Source organism: Chondromyces apiculatus DSM 436, from assembly GCF_000601485.1.
Lineage (GTDB): Bacteria > Myxococcota_A > Polyangia > Polyangiales > Polyangiaceae > Chondromyces > Chondromyces apiculatus.
The window spans coordinates 1-18,313 of sequence record NZ_ASRX01000109.1; the positions used below are offsets into that span (position 1 = coordinate 1).

Consider the following 18,313-nt stretch of genomic DNA (forward strand, 5'->3'; position numbering starts at 1 on the left):
CCGGCGACCGCGCCCGGTGGACCGCCGGGGGCGACCTTGAGTTCTGCGGCCGCGTCGACGCGCAGGTGAAGGTCCGCGGCTACCGCATCGAGCTCGGCGAGATCGAGGCCCAGCTCTCCGCGCACCCTGCGATCGCTCAGGCCGCCGTGCTGGTACGCCAGGACGGGAAGGATCAGGACAAGCGGCTGGTCGCCTACGTCGTCCCGGCAGATCGGGACGACAAGGCCCGCGACGAGCAGGTGGAACGCGACCAGGTGAGCGAGTGGCAGCAGATCTACGAGACCCACTACGCGACCGTGGACGCGACGCGGTTCGGTCAGGATTTCAGCGGCTGGAACAGCAGCTACGACGGCCAGGGCATCCCGGTCGAGCAGATGCGTGAGTGGCGCGATGCCACCGTCACCCGCATCCTCTCGCTGCGTCCCAAGCGCGTGCTGGAGATCGGCGCCGGCAACGCCCTGCTCCTCTCGCAGATCGCGCCTCACTGCGAGAGCTACTGGGCCACCGATCTCTCCGCCACCGTCATCGAGACCCTCGCCCGGCAGCTTGAGCACCTGCCCGACCTCGCGGAGCGGGTGGTGCTGCGCGCCCAGCCCGCGCACGACGTCGAGGGGCTGCCCGAGGGCACCTTCGACACCATCGTCATCAACTCCGTCGTGCAGTACTTCCCCAGCACCGACTACCTGGCCGACGTCCTGCGACGCGCGCTGCGGCTCCTCGCCCCCGGCGGCTCCCTCTTCGTCGGTGATGTGCGCAACCTCGAACTCCTGCGCTGCTTCGCCACCGCCGTGCAGCTACGCCGGGCCGACGCCGACACGGACATGGCGGCGCTGCGCCGGGGCGTCGAGCACGCCCTCCTCGTGGAGAAAGAGCTGCTCATCTCCCCGGCGTTCTTCGCCGCGCTGGCCGCCACGACGACGGACCTCGGTGGCGTCGACATCCGCCTGAAGCGCGGCACGCACCACAACGAGCTGACCCGCTACCGGTACGACGCCATCCTGCGCAAACTGCCGCACACGCCGCTTCCGCTGGGGCGAGCCCCGAAGCTCACCTGGGAAGACATCGGCACCCTCCCGGCCCTTGAGGAGACGCTGGTCACCCGACGCCCTGGGCAGCTACGCCTCACCGACGTCCCGAACCGCCGCCTCTTCCAGGAGGCCGCCGCGACCCAGGCGCTTCAGGAAGGCCGCCCTGCGAGCGAACTGCTCGAACTCCTCACCGGCACGCTGCCGGAGGATCTCGACCCGGAAGCGTTCAGCGCGCTCGGAGAGCGCTGCGGCTACTGGGTGGGGATCACCTGGTCCGCGACCGCCCTCGGCGCCCTCGACGTGCTGTTCGTGTCGGCCGAGCAGGCCGCATCGGCGCTCCCGGTCGACGTCTATCTCCCCGCCAGCATCGCCGGCATGCCGCTGTCCGCGTTCACCAACGACCCGTCGGCGGCGCGTGGCACCGGCGCGCTGGTGGCCACCCTTCGCGAGCACCTCCGCCAGCACCTGCCCGAGTACATGGTGCCGGCGGCGCTCCTGATCCTCGACCGCCTCCCGCTGACCCCCAACGGCAAGCTCGATCGCAACGCGCTGCCCGCGCCGGAGCACGGCCAGGAAAGAACGGGGCAAGCCGCGCGCACCCCCCAGGAGCAGATGCTCGGCGATCTGTTCGCCGAGGTGCTCGGCCTCCCCCAGGTCGGCATCGACGAGAACTTCTTCGACCTGGGCGGGCACTCCCTCCTCGCCACCCGGCTGATCGGCCGGATCCGGGCCACCTTCGGGGTCGAGCTGGCCCTGCGCAGCCTGTTCGAGGCGCCCTCTGTCGCCCAGCTCGCAGCGCAGCTCGGCCACGCTCGCCAGGCGCGGCTCTCGCTGACGGTGCAGGCGCGCCCCGACAGGCTCCCGCTGTCGTTCGCGCAGCAGCGCCTCTGGTTCCTGCACGAGATGGAAGGCCGCACGGCGACCTACAACATGCCCCTCGCCCTGCGCCTGACCGGGGCGCTCAACCTGCCCGCCCTGCAAGCGGCACTCGGCGATCTCGTGGCCCGCCACGAGAGCCTCCGGACCGTGTTCCCGCAGGTCGAGGGCACGCCTCACCAGGTGATCCTCGGCGCCGACGCGACGTGGCCGGCGCTGTCCGTGATCTCCACCGACGCCGCTGGTTTGCCCGGAGCCCTCGCCTCCGCCGCCCGTCACGGCTTCGATCTGTCGGTCGAGCCCCCCCTGCGCGCCGCGCTGTTCGTGCTGGCCCCCGACACCCACGTGCTCTTGCTGCTGCTGCACCACATCGTCGGTGATGGGTGGTCCATGGGGCCGCTCTCGCGTGACCTCGCCGCCGCGTATGCCGCGCGCTGCCAGGGTGAGCCCCCCGCGTGGTCACCGCTCCCCGTGCAGTACGCCGACTACACCTTGTGGCAGCGAACACTCCTCGGTGACCAGTCCGACGCCGAGAGCCTCTTCGCCCGCCAGCTCGCCCACTGGACCCAGGCCCTGGCCGACCTCCCCGAGCAGCTCGCGCTGCCCACCGACCGCCCGCGCCCGAACGTGGCTTCCTACCGGGGCAGCGCCGTTGGCCTGCAGTGGGACGCGCGCTTGCACCAGGGCCTCGCGGCCCTCGCCCGCCAGGGCGGCGCCAGCCTGTTCATGGTGCTGCAAGCAGGCTTCGCGGCGCTCCTGAGCCGCCTCGGCGCGGGCCACGACATCGCGCTCGGCAGCCCCGTCGCCGGACGCACGGACCACGCCCTCGACGGCCTCGTCGGTTTCTTCGTGAACACCCTGGTGCTGCGCACCGACACCTCGGGCGACCCCACCTTCCGGCAGCTCCTCGGCCGGGTGCGCGAGACAGCCCTCGGCGCCTACGCCCACCAGGACGTGCCCTTCGAGTACCTGGTCGAGGCCTTGAACCCGACGCGCTCGATGTCCCACCACCCGCTCTTCCAGGTCATGCTGGCGGTGCAGAACGCTCCGGATGGCGCGTTCGAGCTCCCCGGTCTGCGCGTCGAGCCGGTGGGCACGGGCGGTACCGCGACCTCCCGCTTCGACCTGTCCATCAGCCTCGCCGAGCGGCGTGGCCCGGACGGCGCCCCGAGGGGCATTGACGGCGCCATCGAGTACAGCAGCGATCTGTTCGACCCGGCCACCGTCGAGACGCTCATGGCCCGCTGGGCCAGGTTGCTGGAGGCCGTCGTCGCCGATCCCGACCGGCCGATCAGCCGTCTCGACATCCTGGCCCCTGGAGAGCGCCGCAAGCTCCTCGTCGACCACAACGCCACGGCCCACCCGGTGTCGTGCGCCAGCCTGCCCGCCCTGTTCCAGGCCCAGGTGGACGCCACGCCTGACGCTGTCGCCGTGATCTCCGAGGGAACGGCATGGACCTACGCCGAGCTGAACGCCCGCGCCAACACCCTGGCGCGCCGGCTGATCGCCGCGGGCGTCGCGCCGGAGAGCGCCGTGGGGCTCCTCCTGGAGCGCTCGCTGGAGCTCGTCGTGGCCATCCTCGCGGTGGTCAAGGCCGGAGGCGTCTACGTCCCGCTGGATGCCCGCTACCCCCTCGCGCGGATGGAGCACATCCTCCGGGAGACCCGCGCCGCGGTGCTGCTGACCAGCGTGGCCCGCAAGGACACCCCCTTGCCCCAGGGCGCCCCGATCGTCGTGATCGACGCCGCGCCCGTCGCCACGGACCCCGGCGCTCCCGCCGTGGCGTGCCACCCCGACCAGGTCGCCTACGTCATGTACACCTCGGGATCGACCGGCGTACCCAAGGGCATCGCCATCACCCACGGCGACGTGGCGCACCTCGCCCTCGACCCCTGCTGGCGCACCGGCCACCAGGAGCGCGTGCTCTGGCACTCACCGCCCGCCTTCGACGCCTCCACGTACGAATTCTGGGTGCCCCTGCTGAGCGGCGGGCAGGTCGTCGTCGCCCCCGCAGGCGAGCTGTCCACCCACACGTTCAAGCAGGTGATCGCCGAGGCGAAGGTCACGAGCATGTTCTTGACCACGGCCCTGTTCAACCTGCTGGCCGAGGAGGACCCGCGCAGTTTCCACACGGTCCGCGAGGTGTGGACGGGTGGTGAGGCGGTCTCGCCGATGTCGATGCAGCGCGTGCTGGATGCCTGCCCGGACACCGTCATCGCCCACGTCTATGGCCCGACGGAGACCACGACCTTCGCCACCTTCCACGCGATGCGTCCACCGCACCGCATCCAGGGCACGGTGCCGATCGGCAAGCCGATGGCGAACATGCGCGCCTACGTCCTCGACGAGGGCTTGCAACCCGTGCCCCAGGGCGTCACCGGCGAGCTGTATCTCGCAGGTGCGGGGCTGGCGCGGGGCTACGTGCGTCGCCCCGGGTTGACTGCCGAGCGCTTCGTGGCCTGTCCGTTCGGCGGCGGCGAGCGCATGTACCGCACCGGCGATCGTGTCCGCTGGAACGCCGATGGCGACGTCGAGTTCGTGGGTCGCGCGGACGGTCAGGTCAAGATCCGCGGCTTCCGCATCGAGCCCGGCGAGGTCGAAGCCCAGCTCTCTGCGCACCCCGACGTCGCGCAGGCTGCAGTCGTCGTCCGCGAGGACCACCCCGGCGAGAAGCGGCTGGTCGCCTACGCTGTCGCCGCTGCGGGCAAGACCCTCGACGCCAGGGCGCTCCGCGACTGGCTCAGGCCACGCCTGCCCGAGTACATGATCCCTGCGGCGTTCCTCCTCCTCGACGCCTTGCCGCTCTCCCGGAACGGCAAGCTCGATCGCAAGGCGCTGCCTGCCCCGGACCTGGGCCTCTCCAGCACCGGCCGCCCCCCGCGCACGCCGCGCGAGCAGCTCCTGTGCGAGCTGTTCGCCGAGATCCTGGGCCTGCCCCGGGTCACCATCGACGACGATTTCTTCGAGCTGGGCGGGCATTCGCTCCTCGCCACCCGCCTCGTCAGCCGGGTGCGGACCACGTTCGGCGTGGACATGGGCCTGCGCCGCCTCTTCGAGGCGCCCACCGTCGCGGGCCTCGCCGCCTGCCTGGACATCGACAGCGCCGACGACACCCTTGAGGTGGTCCTTCCCTTGCGGGCGAAGGGCAGCCGGCGGCCCCTGTTCTGCCTGCACCCCGGCGGTGGCATGAGCTGGTGCTACTCCGGCCTGATGCGGCACCTCGACCCCGACACGCCGCTCTACGGCATCCAGGCGCGCAGCCTGGCCCGCCCCGAACCGCGCCCGGCGTCCGTGCCCGCCATGGCCGTCGATTACGCCAATCAGCTCCAGCTCGTGCAGCCCACCGGGCCTTACTGTCTGCTCGGATGGTCCTCCGGCGGCCTCGTCGCCCACGCCGTCGCCACCGAGCTACAACGGCGCGGCGAGCAGGTGGCCCTCCTGGCCCTCCTCGACGCTTACCCGATCGTCGACCTCGCCCTCGACGAGCCCCTGGTGCGCGGCGAAGCGGAGGTTCTCGCCAACCTCGTCGAGTGCGACCCCAAGGAGCTGGAGGGCGCCGACGGCCGCCTGGTGTATGCCCGCGTCTTCGAGGTCTTGCGCAGCCAGGGCAGCGCCCTCGCCAGCCTCGACGAGCGCCATCTTCGCGCCACCGTCGAGGTCCTGATCCACAACGCCGGCTTGATCTCCGACTTCAAGCCCGCGGTCTTCGACGGTGACATGGTGCTCTTCAGCGCTGCTATTGGTCGCAAGGAGCAGGCCACCCCGGAGGTCTGGCGGCCCTACGTCAGCGGCACCATCGAGACCCACAGCGTCGACAGCCGCCATCACCACATGATGCAGCCCGCCCCCCTTGCCCACATCGGGCAGATCGTGGCGGCCAAGCTCCGAACCATTGCCCGTTGACCCTGACGCGCTCTCTGGAAGGTCGAACCATGACGCAGACACTCGATATTCAATGCGAAGCCAACCTGCCTGTTCCGCCCGCGCAGGTCTGGGAAACGGTCGCCACCGGCTCCGGCAACCTGCGGTGGGTCTTCGAAATGGAGATTGAGCCCTGGGTGGGCGGCATCGTCTCCCGCGGCCCCTCCACGGTGACCGTCTGGGATCCTCCCCGGCATTTCGCCTGCCTGCGCGCCATCGAAGGCTTCTCGGCCCTCCTGGAGTACCGCATCGAAGCGCGCGAGGGCGGCAGCGTCATGTACACCTCGATCCACCGCGAATACATCCATCCCATCGACGACCTGGACTTCCAGCGCGACATCGCCGAGAAGCACACGTTCTTCTACAACCACACCCTCGAGCAGTACCTCCGCCACTTCAATGGCCGCCCTGCAACCTTCGTCGAGCTCCTCGCGCCGGCGGGCTCGCAGGCCCCGGACGCCCTCAAGAAGCTCTGTCACCGGCTCGGCCTCCCCGACGACGTCGCCCAGGGCGACACGGTGCAGGTCACCTTGCCGGACGCCGGGCAGCAAGAGGCCGTGGTGGACTACCTGCACCCCGCGTTCCTGGGCCTCCGCACCAGGGACGGCCTGTACCGCTTCTTTGGCAGGAATGCCTGGGGTTGGCCCATCGGCATGAGCCTGCACCTCTTCGCCGAAGGCATCGACGCCAAGCACACGGAGCAAGCGTGGCGCACCTGGCTGGACGAGACCTTCGGCTGAGCTGAACGACGCCTTCGGCCGACACGACTCACGACCACGACACAGACTCCCGACCCCTCGCCATCACCGAGCACCAGACCATGGATCCTCGACCCGGAGACCCGTCATGAGCACGCCCACCATCGCCGAGGTGATGGCCACGCCGGAGTTTCACCAGAACCCCTATCCGCTCTATGCGCGGCTGCGCGACGAGCAGCCCCTCTACCGCAGCCCGCACGGAGTCTCCTACGTCAGCCGCTACGCCGACGTCGACAAGGCCCTGCGCGACCCGCGGCTCTCCAACGACCGCGACCGGATCACCCGCGCCATGGCGGCGCAGCAGGGCGACAACCAGCTCATGACCCGGCTCATGAAGAAGCTCGGCCGGGTCATGACCAACACCGATCCGCCGGATCACGCCCGCCTGCGCAAGCTGGTCAACAAGGCCTTCAGCGCGGGGCGAACGCGCGATTTCCGCCCGCAGATCCAGGCTATCACCGACCGCCTCCTCGACGCCGCAGAGGCCGCGGGGCGCCGCATGGATCTCATCACAGCGCTGGCCTACCCGCTGACCAGCTCCGTGATCTGCGCGCTCGTCGGCGTCCCCGGCGACGGTCAGGCCCGCGTCCTCACGTGGCTCCGTCAGCTCGAGAACCCCGTGGACGCCGGGCTCACCATCGAGGGAACCGAGCAGGTGGTCGACGACCTGCACGGCTACCTGTACGACCTCATCCACCGACGTCGCGCGGAGCCCACCGACGATGTCCTCAGCGCCCTGGTCAATGTGGAGGAGGGCGGCGACCGGCTCGGCGACGACGAGATCGTCTCCGCCTGCTTCGTGCTGATCGGCTCCGGCTACGAGACCACCATGAACCTCATCGCCAACAGCGTGCTGATGCTGCTGCGTCACGCCGAGCAGCTCCAGCTACTCCGGGAGAAGCCCGAGCTGCTCCTGCCCGCGATCGAGGAAGTCCTGCGCTACGAGAGCCCCTCCCTGCAGGTGATCCGCGTCGTCGCCGAGCCCCTGGAGATCGCCGGATGCGCGCTGGAAGAGGGCACCATGCTCTCCCTCCTCCTCGGCGCCGCCAACCACGATCCCCTCCGCTTCCCCGACGCCGAGCGCTTCGACATCACCCGCGCAGACACCCGCCACGTGAGCTTCGGCAGCGGCATCCATTTCTGCCTCGGCGCGCCGCTGGCCCGGCTGGAGGCCGCGGTCGCCGTCGGCACCTTGCTCCGACGCTTCCCCGACCTGCGCCTCGACGCGGAGCCCGTGGCGTGGCGCCCGAACCCCTCGCTGCGCGGCCTGTCCCGCCTCTCGGTGCACTGCTGAGCGCGATGCACGTGCACGGGCACGAGGCGCGGCCGGGCATCCCACATCCCTGAGCCCCGACACCTCCGCGCAGATTGCGCCAGCCCCGGTGCCCTGGTAGCTGCTCGTCGTGGCAGCCCAAGCGATCGTCTTCCTCCACGGCAACCTCTCCCGCGGTGCCCACTGGGCCCCCCAGCTCGCGACCCTCCAGGCGGAGGGCTTCCGCTGCCACGCGCCCGACCAGCGCGGCTTCGGCTCCCCCCCGGCCCCTGGTCTTCCCAGCTCGCTGCTCGACCTCGCCGATGATGTCGCCGCCTGGTGCGCGGCCGAGGGCATCGATCGGGTCTGCGTCGTGGGCCTCTCCTTCGGCGGCGCCGTCGCCCAGGCGGTCGCCACCCGCCACCCCCGCATCGTTCACTCTCTCCTGCTCGCAGGCACCTACCGCCTCGACAAGCTCCACCCCGCCATCGCCGCCTTCAACGAGAGCGCCGGTGCCGGTGGCGTCCCCCTCATCGCGACCATCGCCCCCCTCGTGCGGGCGGGGTTCTCCGAGGCGTACCAGGCAGCGCACCCCGAGCTCGTCGACCGCCTCGTCGCAGAGATGCTCACCACCCCTCAGGCTTCCCTCGAAGCCACGGGCGGCATCCTCGCCGACTTCCCCGCCGTACCTGCCTCGGCCATCACCGCCCCCACGGTTGTCCTCGCCGGCACCCGCGACGTGCTCTGCCCCCCCGACGCCAGCCGGGAGCTGGCCGCGGCCATCCCGGGCGCCCGCTACGTCGAGTTCGACACCGGTCACGTCTCCAACCTCGAGGCTCCTGACGCCTTCACCGACCAGGTCCGGCAGCTCGCCTCGCGCTGACGTCACCCCGACATCGCGCCGGTCGGGCGCTGATAGGACGCTGGTCGTCTGGGACACCCCACGACCTCCGCCTCATGCCATCTCCAGCCCCTCGCCCGCCGCCTCCCGACGGCAGGGAACGCCCCGAGCGGCCGGCGCGGCTCGGAAAAAGACGAATCGTTTTGCGCAGTTCGGAAGCGATGCAAAAAAGAGCGCTCGCCGTGTCGATCGCGCCGCGCGTCGTTCGTCGTCACGGTGGAGCGAGGGTCCGCGCCCGGTCGAGGGTCACCGGGTGCCTGGCATGCTGCCACCCCTGAGAGGGACGACAGCCTCGACCAGCGCCACGGCGACCCGCGCAGACTGCAGCCGAAGGAGAAGAGAACCATGATCATGAAGCGCCTCTCGATCGCAGTGTGTCTGTTCGCCGCCGCCTGCGGCGGTGGGGACGATGGGGACCCTGATGTGGAGCAGGAGCCCACGGCGTACGAGGACATGACCTTCGAGCAACGCTCCGCGTTCATGGCGGAGGTCGTCCTCCCAGAGATGACGGAACTCTTCGTCGCCTTCGACCCGAAGTTCTCGACCATGAGCTGCAACACCTGCCACGGCGATGGCGCCATCGACGGCACCTACGCCCTGCCGAGCCCGCAGGTTCCCCCGCTCCCCCCCGAGGAAGAGTTCGAGGAGTACATGCAGGACCCCGAGAATGCCAAGTGGGGCATGTTCATGCTCGAAGAGGTCTGGCCGGAGATGGCGCGCCTGCTCCAGGTCCCCATGTACGACCCCGCCACCCACACGGAAGGGTTCTCGTGCGCCAACTGCCACACCGTGCAGCCAGGCGTCGAGTGAGCCCCGGCGCCGGGGCGTGACCGGGGGCGTGACCCGCGCGCGCTCCGCACCCCCGTCCGTGAAGCGGTCACTCCCGTCGCTGAGCCCCCGTTCCAGCTCCTTCCCGCGCGATCGCCTCACGGCCGATCCGATCGATCTCCGCGTTCTCCAGCACCCGCGTCGGGGCTCCGTGCCTGGCCACCTCCAGCATCGCGTACCCGACGCGATCCGTCGTCGTCACGTACTTCGGGACGTACTCCGGGAACCGCGCCGTGAGCACGGGGAACAGCGGCTTCAGCACCGCATAGGTCGCCCTGATCCACCTCTCCTTCGGGAGCACACCCTGGAGCGGCTGGATGATCGCCGGCCGGAACATGTAGGCCTTGAACGGCATCGCGAGCAGCGCGTTCTCGGTCTCCCCCTTCACCCGGGCCCACATCACCTTCCCGCGCGCGGTGCTGTCGGTCCCCCCTCCTGACACGAAGATGAACGTCATGTCGGGGTTCAGCCTGGCCAGAGGCCGGGCCGCGGCCATGGTCAGATCGTACGTCACGCGCCGGTAATCCCGCTCGCTCATCCCCACCGAGGAGATGCCGAGGCAGAAGAAGCAGGCATCGTAGCCGGCGAGCTGCCCCTCGATCTCCGACAGATCCGAGAGGTCCTCCCGCACGATCTCCCGCAGCTTCTCGTGCTGCTTCCCCAGGGGGCGGCGCCCGATCGCGAGCACGCTCTCCACGCCCGGATCCGCGAGGCACGAGAGCAGCACGCCGTGCCCGACCATCCCGGTTGCACCGAAGAGAATGACCTTCATCTCGCTCTCCCTTTCACTCCGTCACCCGCACCCCGTCGCTCATTTCAGGCCGGTCGACAGCACGGGGTGCTGCTCCGCGTTCTCCCACGGAACCTCCGGCCACCAGCGCTCCACCGTCGGCGGCGCGTCCGGCTCGATGCTCACCCCCGGCTTCGGCAGCACCACCGTCGTCCTGGCGCGCTCGGCTGCCGCGAGCACCCGCTCTGCCGGCTCTGTCCAGCCATGGTAGGCGAGGCTGAACAGCGCCCAGTGCATCGGCAGCATCACCTTCCCGCGCAGCATCCCGTGCGCGGCCACCGCCTGCTCGGGCCCCATGTGCCAGTCGGGCCAGGCGCGGTGGTACTCCCCCGCCTCGATCATCGTCACGTCGAAGGGCCCGAGGCGGTCCCCGATCTCCTGCATCGCCGGGAACAGCCCCGTGTCCCCCGAGAAATACGCGCGGTGCTCCTCGCCGACGAGCGCGTAGCCGGCCCACAGGGTCGCGTCCTGGTCGAAGAGCATCGTCCTCCCCGAGGCGTGCCGGGCCGGCGTGCACACGATGTCGAGCTCCCGCACCCGCGTGCGCTCCCACCAGTCGAGCTCCACGATCCGCGCCTCTGGCACCCCCCAGTAGGCCAGGTGGGCCCCCACGCCGAGCGGCACGATGAAAGTGGTGTCCCGGTCCTTCAGCGCCACGAGCGTCTGGTAGTCCAGGTGATCGTAGTGATCGTGGGAGATCACCACGGCATCGAGCGCGGGCAGCTCATCGAGCGCGATCATCGGTGCGTACCACCGCTGTGGACCGATCCACGTGAACGGCGACGCGCGCTCGCTCCACACCGGATCCGTGAGCACCCGGTGCCCATCGATCTCGACGAGCAGCGACGAGTGACCCAGCCAGGTCACCCGCAGCCCCGACGCCGGCGGCGCCTCGAACCGCGCCGGATCGATGCGCGCCGCGGGCAGCGGGGCCGCCGGGCTCACGTCCGGGCTGGCGCGGAACGCCCCCGTGAGCGAGCCCCACCAATCGTTGGAGAGCGGCTGCGGGTTCACGAAGCGCCCGTCCTTCCAGTGCGGCGAGCGCTCCATCCGCGCGCGCCGCTCTCCCTCGGCGCGGTGCCCGAACGCCCTCCAGCCGTCGATCACCGCGAGCGTCACTCCGAGGACCAGGAGCACCCCGAGCCCGATCCCCATGCGCCGCAGCGCCCGTCGCAGCTTCGTGCGTTTCATCGGGACCCCCCCAGCGGCAGGCACATCATCCGCGCCGCGACCGTCATCCCCTCCACGAAGGCCGCCCGCGTGGCGCACCCGTGCTTGAGCCCTCGCGCCGTCGCCTGCAGCGTCCCGGCGAGCTGCCGCGCCGTGAGCCCGGCAGGCTTGTACGCCGCCAGCAAGCCCGACGCCCGGATCACCCTGGCAACCGCCTCCGTGAACCGCTCCTCGTGATCCGAGACCATCGTCCCCACCAGCGCCGCGCTCGCCTCGGCCAGGTCCGACGCCCCCGCCCCCATCACCCCCACATAGCGCCCTACCCAGGCGTCGAATCCACCCACCAGCCTGGATTCGACCGGGAGCGCCGCATCGCCGAGTGAGGCCACGGCCGCCTGCAGCGACGTCTCCAGGGTGTGCTGCAGGGCCGCGCGGAACAGGTCCTCCTTGGTCGCGAAGTGCAGGTAAAGCCCCTGCCGGGACACCTGCGCGGCCCGGGCCACCTCGTCCATCGATGCCTTCCGGAAGCCGTACCGCGTGAACACGGTGAACGCGGCCTCCAGCAGCTTGTGCCGCCGCGGATCGTCGGGGGCCTTCTGGGCGGTGTCATGGTCGGCGGCCATAGCGTCACATTTGACAACCTGGGCTCAACTTGTCAATTCCGACGCTTTCCGACCCTCAGGGCGCGTTGCACGAGAGGATGTGCTCGACCGCGTCGACCAGCATCTGCTCCACGCGATCTTCCCCGAGTTCCGCCGCCTTCTCGAACCGCTCCAGGTCGAACTTGGGCGGGTTCACCTCCAGGTAAGCGAGGATCTGCAGGGGATAGCCGTCCCAGCGGATGACCGAGAACCCCACCCGGTTGCGGCTCGCGCGGGCACCCCGGAGCCCCAGTACCAGCTCGATGCTGGGCTTCTCCGGCCCCTCGTCGAGCACCACGTGCGCCGCGTGCCCGGCCCTGCAGAGCTCCGCGCCGATCTCCTCCATGGCCGGCCGGAGGACCCGCGCCTGCACTTCCGCGAACGCGCGGAGAAACTCGGCCTCGTCCGGCGCCTCTGCCGCACCGATTCGCTGTGCGTACCGCTGCGTCAGCCGCTCCAGCCGGAAACGGTTGTGATCTTTCAAGGGAGCCTCGGCGCGCCAGAACGACCACCCACGCGCCGTGACCACCATGACCCTGCTGCTCGACCCGGTGAACCCATCCAGACCTCACTCCGCGCGTACCTGTAGCCGAGCCCGAAGCACAGCACGATCTGGAACTGCGCGCGCAGGAGGAGCCGGTGTTTTCACCTCGACGTCCGCGCGGTCCGCGCGGCCCGGCCCCTCAGGGACCGCAGAGCGCGGGATCGGGGGGCGGCGGTGCCGGGTAAGCCTCCGTCGCCTTCTCCGCAAACTGGCACTGCGCGTCCCCGGCCATGCAGCCCGCCTGCGAGATGCACCCGCCGTTCTCGTCGGTCCCCAGGCACAGGCACGCCTGATCGCCCGGAGCGCAGATCTCGACGAGTTCCATCATGCCCTCGTCCTCGTGGTTCAGCTTGTGACAGTGCGCCACGAACTGACCCGTGAACTTCCGGAAATTCATGAGCACGTCCCGGGGCCCATCCTCGATCTGCACCCACATCGTGTCGCGGAAGTGCGCGAAGTTCGGCTCCTTGTTCGAGCTGTTCGGGCACACCAGGAAGGGATTGATGTGGATGTGGAACGGGTGCCCATCGAACGCCCGGATCTGCCACCGCTCCGAGGTGTCCACCGTCATCACCCGATCGCTGCGGTAGCCGCGGGCGCGCCGCTGATCGAACCTCCGGCAGTTGATGTTCGGATCGGGGCAGAGACACACCGGATCCTCCGGATCGACCCCGTGTTCGTGCTTCGAGGGATCGCACGACATGAGCGAGACATCCGCGTGCAGGTTCGGCGGATCCTGCCCCGGCGTCGGCACGAGCAGCACCACCTTCTGGTGGACCTTCTGCACCGACGCGCAGCTCACCTCCATCTCCTGCCCATCGACGACCGAGGTCCACGTCGTCGGCGGCGCCACCGCGGCCACGTCCGCCTCCCGAGGCATCGTCGTCTCGGTCGGCGCCCCGGCGCGCTCGTTCACGTCGACGACGGCGATCACGCTCCCTGCCGGATCGTTCACCCGCCGCGCCACGAGGCACAGCGTCTGCTCCTCGGCCGGCATCTTCACCATCGTCTCCACCCGGTAGCCTGGCGACACCCACACCGTGTCGCTCTCGTAGAACTGCGGCAGCGTGATCCCATCCCTCGCGATCTGGGTCATGGCGATGGGCTCCTTGTCGAAGTCCGAGCAGCGCTCGTCCTTCCCGACGTGCAGCTTGATCCCCATCTCGTCCGGGCTGCCCGCGTAGACCATGCGCCAGCGCTCCACCTGCCCCGGCGCCGTCAGGAGCCGCGGCGTGTGCTTGCCATTGATCAGCGTCGCCCGCAGCGTCTCCACCGCGAGGAAATCCGTCACCGAGAGGTTCTCCTCCGTGCACGCCTCTCCCTCGCCGAGCGGCACCGTGTTCTCGTGATCTAGCGCCACCTGGGTCATCACCATGACCCTCTCCCGCGCCCGCGCGATCCCGGGCACCTCGTCGAGCGCCCCCTCGATGACGAGCGCCCCCGCCGCCCCGTCCATCACCTGGATCGCCGTCGCCCCGTGAATGTGCGGGTGATACCAGTTGGTCCCCTCGTGGTGCGTGCCATCCTCGTCGAGGTCCCACCGGTACCGCGCCACCTCCCCGGGCCCGACCTCGTGTAGCACGTCGTCCCCGTGATACCTCCCCTCCTCGGCGCAGCCGCTCCCCTCGCAAGCGTCCGCCGCGTCCGCCGTCGCCCGGTTGGGCTGCACGTGCAGCCCGTGCCCGTGCAGGTTGGTCAGGTTGAAGTCGTGGCAAGACCTCCGCCCGTGCCCCATCATGCTCGCGATCTCGCGGTAGTCGCTCCGGGTGAAGTCGTTGTGCAGGTCCACGTGGACCTTCCGGCCATTGCCCTTCGCAATGCGGATCGTCGGCCCATTCAGCATCCCGTTGTAGGTGCGCAAGCAGAGCCTCTTCCCGCCCACCTCCACCGCGCTCGGCCCGTAGTGGAGCTCGCGGACCCCTTGCGCATTCGGTTGGAGCTCCGGCGGATCCTCGTACGCGGGAAGCTCCCCGGGCATCGTCGCCTGCTCCTCCTCCCCCCCGCACGCCGCCAGCGCCCCCCCAAGCGCCGCCAGCGCCCCCCCAAGCGCCATCACGCGCGCCATCACGTCCACCAAGCGCCTCGCGAACGAGGCGCCGTGCGCCTCCACGTCCCTGGTTGGATGGCACACGCTCCCTGCATGCGGGAAACCTCGTCGCATCGCCGTCTCTCCTCGTGCTTCCGGGTCCAGCAACCACGCTACCGAGGCGCGGCGGGCACCGATGGCCGAAGACGGTCACCGCTGTCTACAATGCGGCCACCCGGTGTCCCCTGCGCCCTCCGGGTGCCGAGCCGCTCCAGGCCCTTCCGACGCAGCACCGCCGAGCACACCATGGACCTCGAAGAGTTGCGCGCCTTCATCGCCGTCGTCGAGTCGGGCTCCTTCCTCGGCGCCGCGCGCAGGCTCGGCGTCTCGCGCACCACCCTCCGCCGCCACGTCGCCGCGCTCGAATCCCGCGCCGGCGTCCCCCTCGTCGAGAGCATCCGGAACGGTGTCTCACCGACCCCTGCCGGCCAGCTCCTCGCCCGCCAGGGCCGCACCATGATGCAGGAGGCCAGCGCCCTCCTCGCCTCCATCCGCGAGGTGGGCCACGAGCCCTCCGGCACCTTGCAGGTCGTTCTCCCCGTGGGCCTCCCGCCGCACGTGCTCACCCCGATCTTCGCGGCCGTGCGCAGCGCCTACCCCCGCCTCCACGTCCACTGCCGCTTCAGCAACGACCCCTTGAACGAGGCCCTCGTCGACGTCGACATCGCCGCCCACTTCGGCGAGGACCCTCCGAGAGGCCACTGGATCTCCCACGTCGTCCTGCGCGCCCGTCAGTGGCTCATCGCCAGCCGCACCTACCTCGAACGGCGCGGCACTCCCCGCACGGTCCACGACCTCCACCACCACGAGCTCTTCGCCTGGCAGGCCCCGGGCGAGGACGCCCGCGTCTGGCGCACCCTCAAGGGCACCTCGTTCACCGTGGAGCCCTCCCTCATCGCCACCGACATCCACTTCCTGCGCTCCTGCTGCATCGCTGGCCTGGGCATCGCCCTCGTCCCCGACGCCCTCCTGCCCGACCCCGGCCTCGACGCCGACGCCCTCGTCCCGGTCCTTCCGGACCTGGTCGGGCAGGAGCGACCCCTGCGGATCAGCGCCCCCGCCGCGCTCGCCGACATTCCCAAGATCAAGGTGGTCCTCGACAGCGTCCGCGGCATGCTCGGCGAGCTGTGAGCCCCGGGTCCCCCTCCCGGCGCACGCGTTGCGTCGCTCGGAGTCAGAGCACCACGATCGCGCTCCCGAGCGCCACGAGTACCACCCTGTGTACAGCAGGTATGTTCTGTGGTCCGCCTCCGCGGTGCGCCGCAGGACCACCCGGAGCGCGATCACCACACTGACGAGCGCCATCAGCACGTCGCAAACCAGTACGCCGGGCGTCAGCGGCGCGAGCCGCACGAGCAGCAGGTGGGTCACCACCGGCAGCACCGCGAAACCCACCCCCAGGAAGATGCGCGTCGGCGTCATCCCGAGCGCCATGGGGAACGTGGTACGCCCGCTCGGCACGTCCCCGTAATCGTGGAGCACCTGTCGGTATGCAAGGTATGGGCTGCGCGTCGGTCAGTAGCGTCAACCATCTCCGCCCCCGCCCTCACGCGACCCGCAGCGCCACCCGTAGCCCGGTGTGCACGCAGGGCGTCCCATCCTGCAGCCGGTAGAACACCACCGCCTTCCAGGCTTCCTCGTGCGGGACCTGCGTTGCGAACACGCCCTCCCGCGCCTCCACCACCCGGAGCGGCAGTTCGTGCACCTGCTGCGGCGCCAGCGCGGTCACGGAGCCCGTGGGGATGATCCGCAAGACGCCCGCCGCAGGGCCGCGCCCCTCCACCTCGATCCGCAGCCCGGTGCGCGCGTAGACCCCCGCAATCGAAGCCCAGTCCACGGCGCCTCCTGCCGTCGCCCTCTCCTCCGCCACCGGGACTGGCGCTGGCGCGAGCGGCGCTGGCATCTCCAGCCCGCACAGGTCCCGCAAGAGCACCCAGGCCAGCTCCCGGTAGAGCCGCGCCGCGTGCCCACCATTCGTCAGCAACGCGATCGCCACCCTCTGGTCGGGCACCATCTGCAGAAAGGCGAACTGTCCCGCGCCGCTCCCTGGATGGGCCGCCACCCGACGCCCTCCCCACGTGTCGAGCGCCATCCCGAGCCCCCAGTGGCTCCCCATGCTCCACCGATCCGGCACCGCGACCTGCGGCCTCGCCATCTCCGCGGCCGCCGCCTCCGACAGGAGCTTCTCCCCGTCGCGTCCCACCCCGCCCGCGAGGTGCACCTGCGCGAACGTCACCAGCTCCTCCGCCGTGGTGCAGATCGCCCCTGCAGGCCCCAGCGTGCGCGGCACCTCCCAGCGCGGCACCACCTCGGGGGGCTGGCCGGGGACGTGCCCCGTGGCGGCCCCGAGCTGCAGCGCCTCCCGGGGCAGGGTGACCGTGCGCGTGAGGCCGAGCGGCGCGATCACGAGCGCCCGCATCGCCTCGTCCCAGGTGGCGCCCGTGAGCACCTCCAGGATCCTGCCCGCCAGGATGAACCCCGTGTTGCAGTAGGACATCGTGGCTCCAGGGGCGTGCTGCCGGAGCAAGCCGGCGCAGAGCTTCGCATACCGACCGAGCACCCCTGCGTCGTCGCCGAGATCGAGCAGGTAATCGCCCGGCAGCCCGCTCGTGTGCGAGAGCAGGTGACGCACGCTCACCCCCGTGAACGCCGGCGCATCCCCGAGCCCATCGGCGCCGAGGATCTCCCCGACCTGCGCCTCCAGATCGAGCTGCCCCGCGTCCACGAGCCGCATCAGCGCCGTCGCGGTCCAGAGCTTCGTCGTCGATCCAATCTGGAAGGGAGCCGCCGGCGTCACCGGCGCTCCGGTCGTGATGTCGAGCATTCCCGTCGCGGCGCACCACACCGCGCCGTCCACGAGTAAGGCGAGCGACGCGCCGGGCACCTCGTGCGCCCGCGCCGCTTCCCCGAGATATGCCTGCAGCCGTGCGTCGACCTTCACCCTGTTCCTCCTGGCACCCTGCCGGCGATGGGCAGCCTCCCGGACCCGGAGCATCCCGGAGAGCAGCGACGGTTGAGGAGAATCACGTGGTGCGGCCGGTCCATGGACGTCCTTCGCCTTTCCTGCCGCGAGCGCCGCGGATCTCAGCCCTGACCGCCAGGGGCTCGTATGCCGGAAGCGAGGAGCACCTCCGGGAGATGACGGCCCTGCGCGCTGGCTTTCGCTTCTGCACCGTCCTGGCTGCCTCCCGAGCGGAGCGTCTCGACCACCTCGTCCTCCGAGGCCGCGATCTGCCGCACGTCGATCAGGCGCGCGCCTGCCGCGGTCGGCGATTCTCCCGGAACCAGCGTCGACATGATCCTCCTCCCTTCAATGACGAAACCCCAGCACTGCTGCTCAGCGGTGGGGCTGGCGCGGTGCTGGGGGGTGATGGCTTTGTGGGAACCGCATCGAGGTGCGTCAATCCGGCGGATGCGAAACCAGCGAGGGCATAGGCGAGGACGTTTCGCGCTGCAGGAAAGCCATTCCAGGATGCAATGGTCCATGGCCTGCTCCGTGTGGCCGATGGGCACCGCCG

13 protein-coding genes are annotated in these 18,313 nt (G+C 70.5%); 6 read left to right on the top strand and 7 right to left on the bottom strand.

What is annotated here, in order from left to right; all coding sequences use genetic code 11:
* From CAP_RS40700 to CAP_RS40720, 5 genes are all read left to right on the top strand, one after another.
* Positions 1-5,807 (top strand): non-ribosomal peptide synthetase (locus tag CAP_RS40700; protein ID WP_044251205.1); only part of this gene is annotated, 5,807 nt, incomplete at its 5' end.
* Between the two features lie 29 nt (positions 5,808-5,836).
* Positions 5,837-6,565, top strand: coding sequence for an SRPBCC family protein (locus CAP_RS40705; protein ID WP_044251208.1), 729 nt, complete (start codon positions 5,837-5,839; stop codon positions 6,563-6,565).
* A gap of 106 nt (positions 6,566-6,671) precedes the next feature.
* Positions 6,672-7,877, top strand: coding sequence for a cytochrome P450 (locus CAP_RS40710; protein WP_044251211.1), 1,206 nt, complete (start codon positions 6,672-6,674; stop codon positions 7,875-7,877).
* Between the two features lie 109 nt (positions 7,878-7,986).
* Complete coding sequence (locus CAP_RS40715) at positions 7,987-8,718, top strand: alpha/beta fold hydrolase (RefSeq protein WP_052376829.1); 732 nt, start codon at positions 7,987-7,989, stop codon at positions 8,716-8,718.
* Positions 8,719-9,081: 363 nt separating this feature from the next.
* Complete coding sequence (locus CAP_RS40720; RefSeq protein WP_052376830.1) at positions 9,082-9,546, top strand: hypothetical protein; 465 nt, start codon at positions 9,082-9,084, stop codon at positions 9,544-9,546.
* A 67-nt stretch (positions 9,547-9,613) separates the two neighbouring features.
* Here CAP_RS40720 and CAP_RS40725 read toward each other — a convergent pair whose 3' ends face one another.
* The 5 genes from CAP_RS40725 to CAP_RS40745 form a co-directional block, all read right to left on the bottom strand.
* On the bottom strand, positions 9,614-10,336 hold the full coding sequence (locus CAP_RS40725) for a Rossmann-fold NAD(P)-binding domain-containing protein (protein WP_044251213.1): 723 nt from the start codon (positions 10,334-10,336) through the stop codon (positions 9,614-9,616).
* 39 nt (positions 10,337-10,375) lie between these two features.
* Positions 10,376-11,545 carry an MBL fold metallo-hydrolase gene (locus CAP_RS40730; protein ID WP_044251261.1) on the bottom strand — a complete coding sequence of 390 codons (1,170 nt, stop codon included), beginning with the start codon at positions 11,543-11,545 and terminating at the stop codon, positions 10,376-10,378.
* The gene (locus tag CAP_RS40735; protein ID WP_044251216.1) at positions 11,542-12,147 is read right to left on the bottom strand and encodes a TetR/AcrR family transcriptional regulator; all 606 of its coding nucleotides are present in this window, start codon (positions 12,145-12,147) and stop codon (positions 11,542-11,544) included. The genes CAP_RS40730 and CAP_RS40735 overlap by 4 nt, the downstream gene beginning before the upstream one ends.
* 55 nt (positions 12,148-12,202) lie before the next feature.
* A complete protein-coding gene (locus CAP_RS40740; protein ID WP_044251219.1) occupies positions 12,203-12,697 on the bottom strand; it encodes a hypothetical protein in 495 nt (164 codons plus the stop codon).
* Between the two features lie 151 nt (positions 12,698-12,848).
* A complete protein-coding gene (locus CAP_RS40745; RefSeq protein WP_231511994.1) occupies positions 12,849-14,870 on the bottom strand; it encodes a multicopper oxidase family protein in 2,022 nt (673 codons plus the stop codon).
* Positions 14,871-15,041: 171 nt separating this feature from the next.
* On the opposite strand from CAP_RS40745, the gene CAP_RS40750 reads away from it, so the two are divergent.
* Positions 15,042-15,926 carry a LysR family transcriptional regulator gene (locus CAP_RS40750; RefSeq protein ID WP_044251221.1) on the top strand — a complete coding sequence of 295 codons (885 nt, stop codon included), beginning with the start codon at positions 15,042-15,044 and terminating at the stop codon, positions 15,924-15,926.
* Positions 15,927-16,341: 415 nt separating this feature from the next.
* Here CAP_RS40750 and CAP_RS40760 read toward each other — a convergent pair whose 3' ends face one another.
* Together CAP_RS40760 and CAP_RS40765 are read right to left on the bottom strand one after the other, a co-directional pair.
* Positions 16,342-17,736 (bottom strand): serine hydrolase domain-containing protein, encoded by a 1,395-nt coding sequence (locus CAP_RS40760; RefSeq protein WP_052376831.1) that lies wholly within the window; start codon positions 17,734-17,736, stop codon positions 16,342-16,344.
* A gap of 143 nt (positions 17,737-17,879) precedes the next feature.
* Complete coding sequence (locus CAP_RS40765) at positions 17,880-18,092, bottom strand: hypothetical protein (RefSeq protein WP_044251227.1); 213 nt, start codon at positions 18,090-18,092, stop codon at positions 17,880-17,882.
* Positions 18,093-18,313 lie beyond the last annotated feature (221 nt).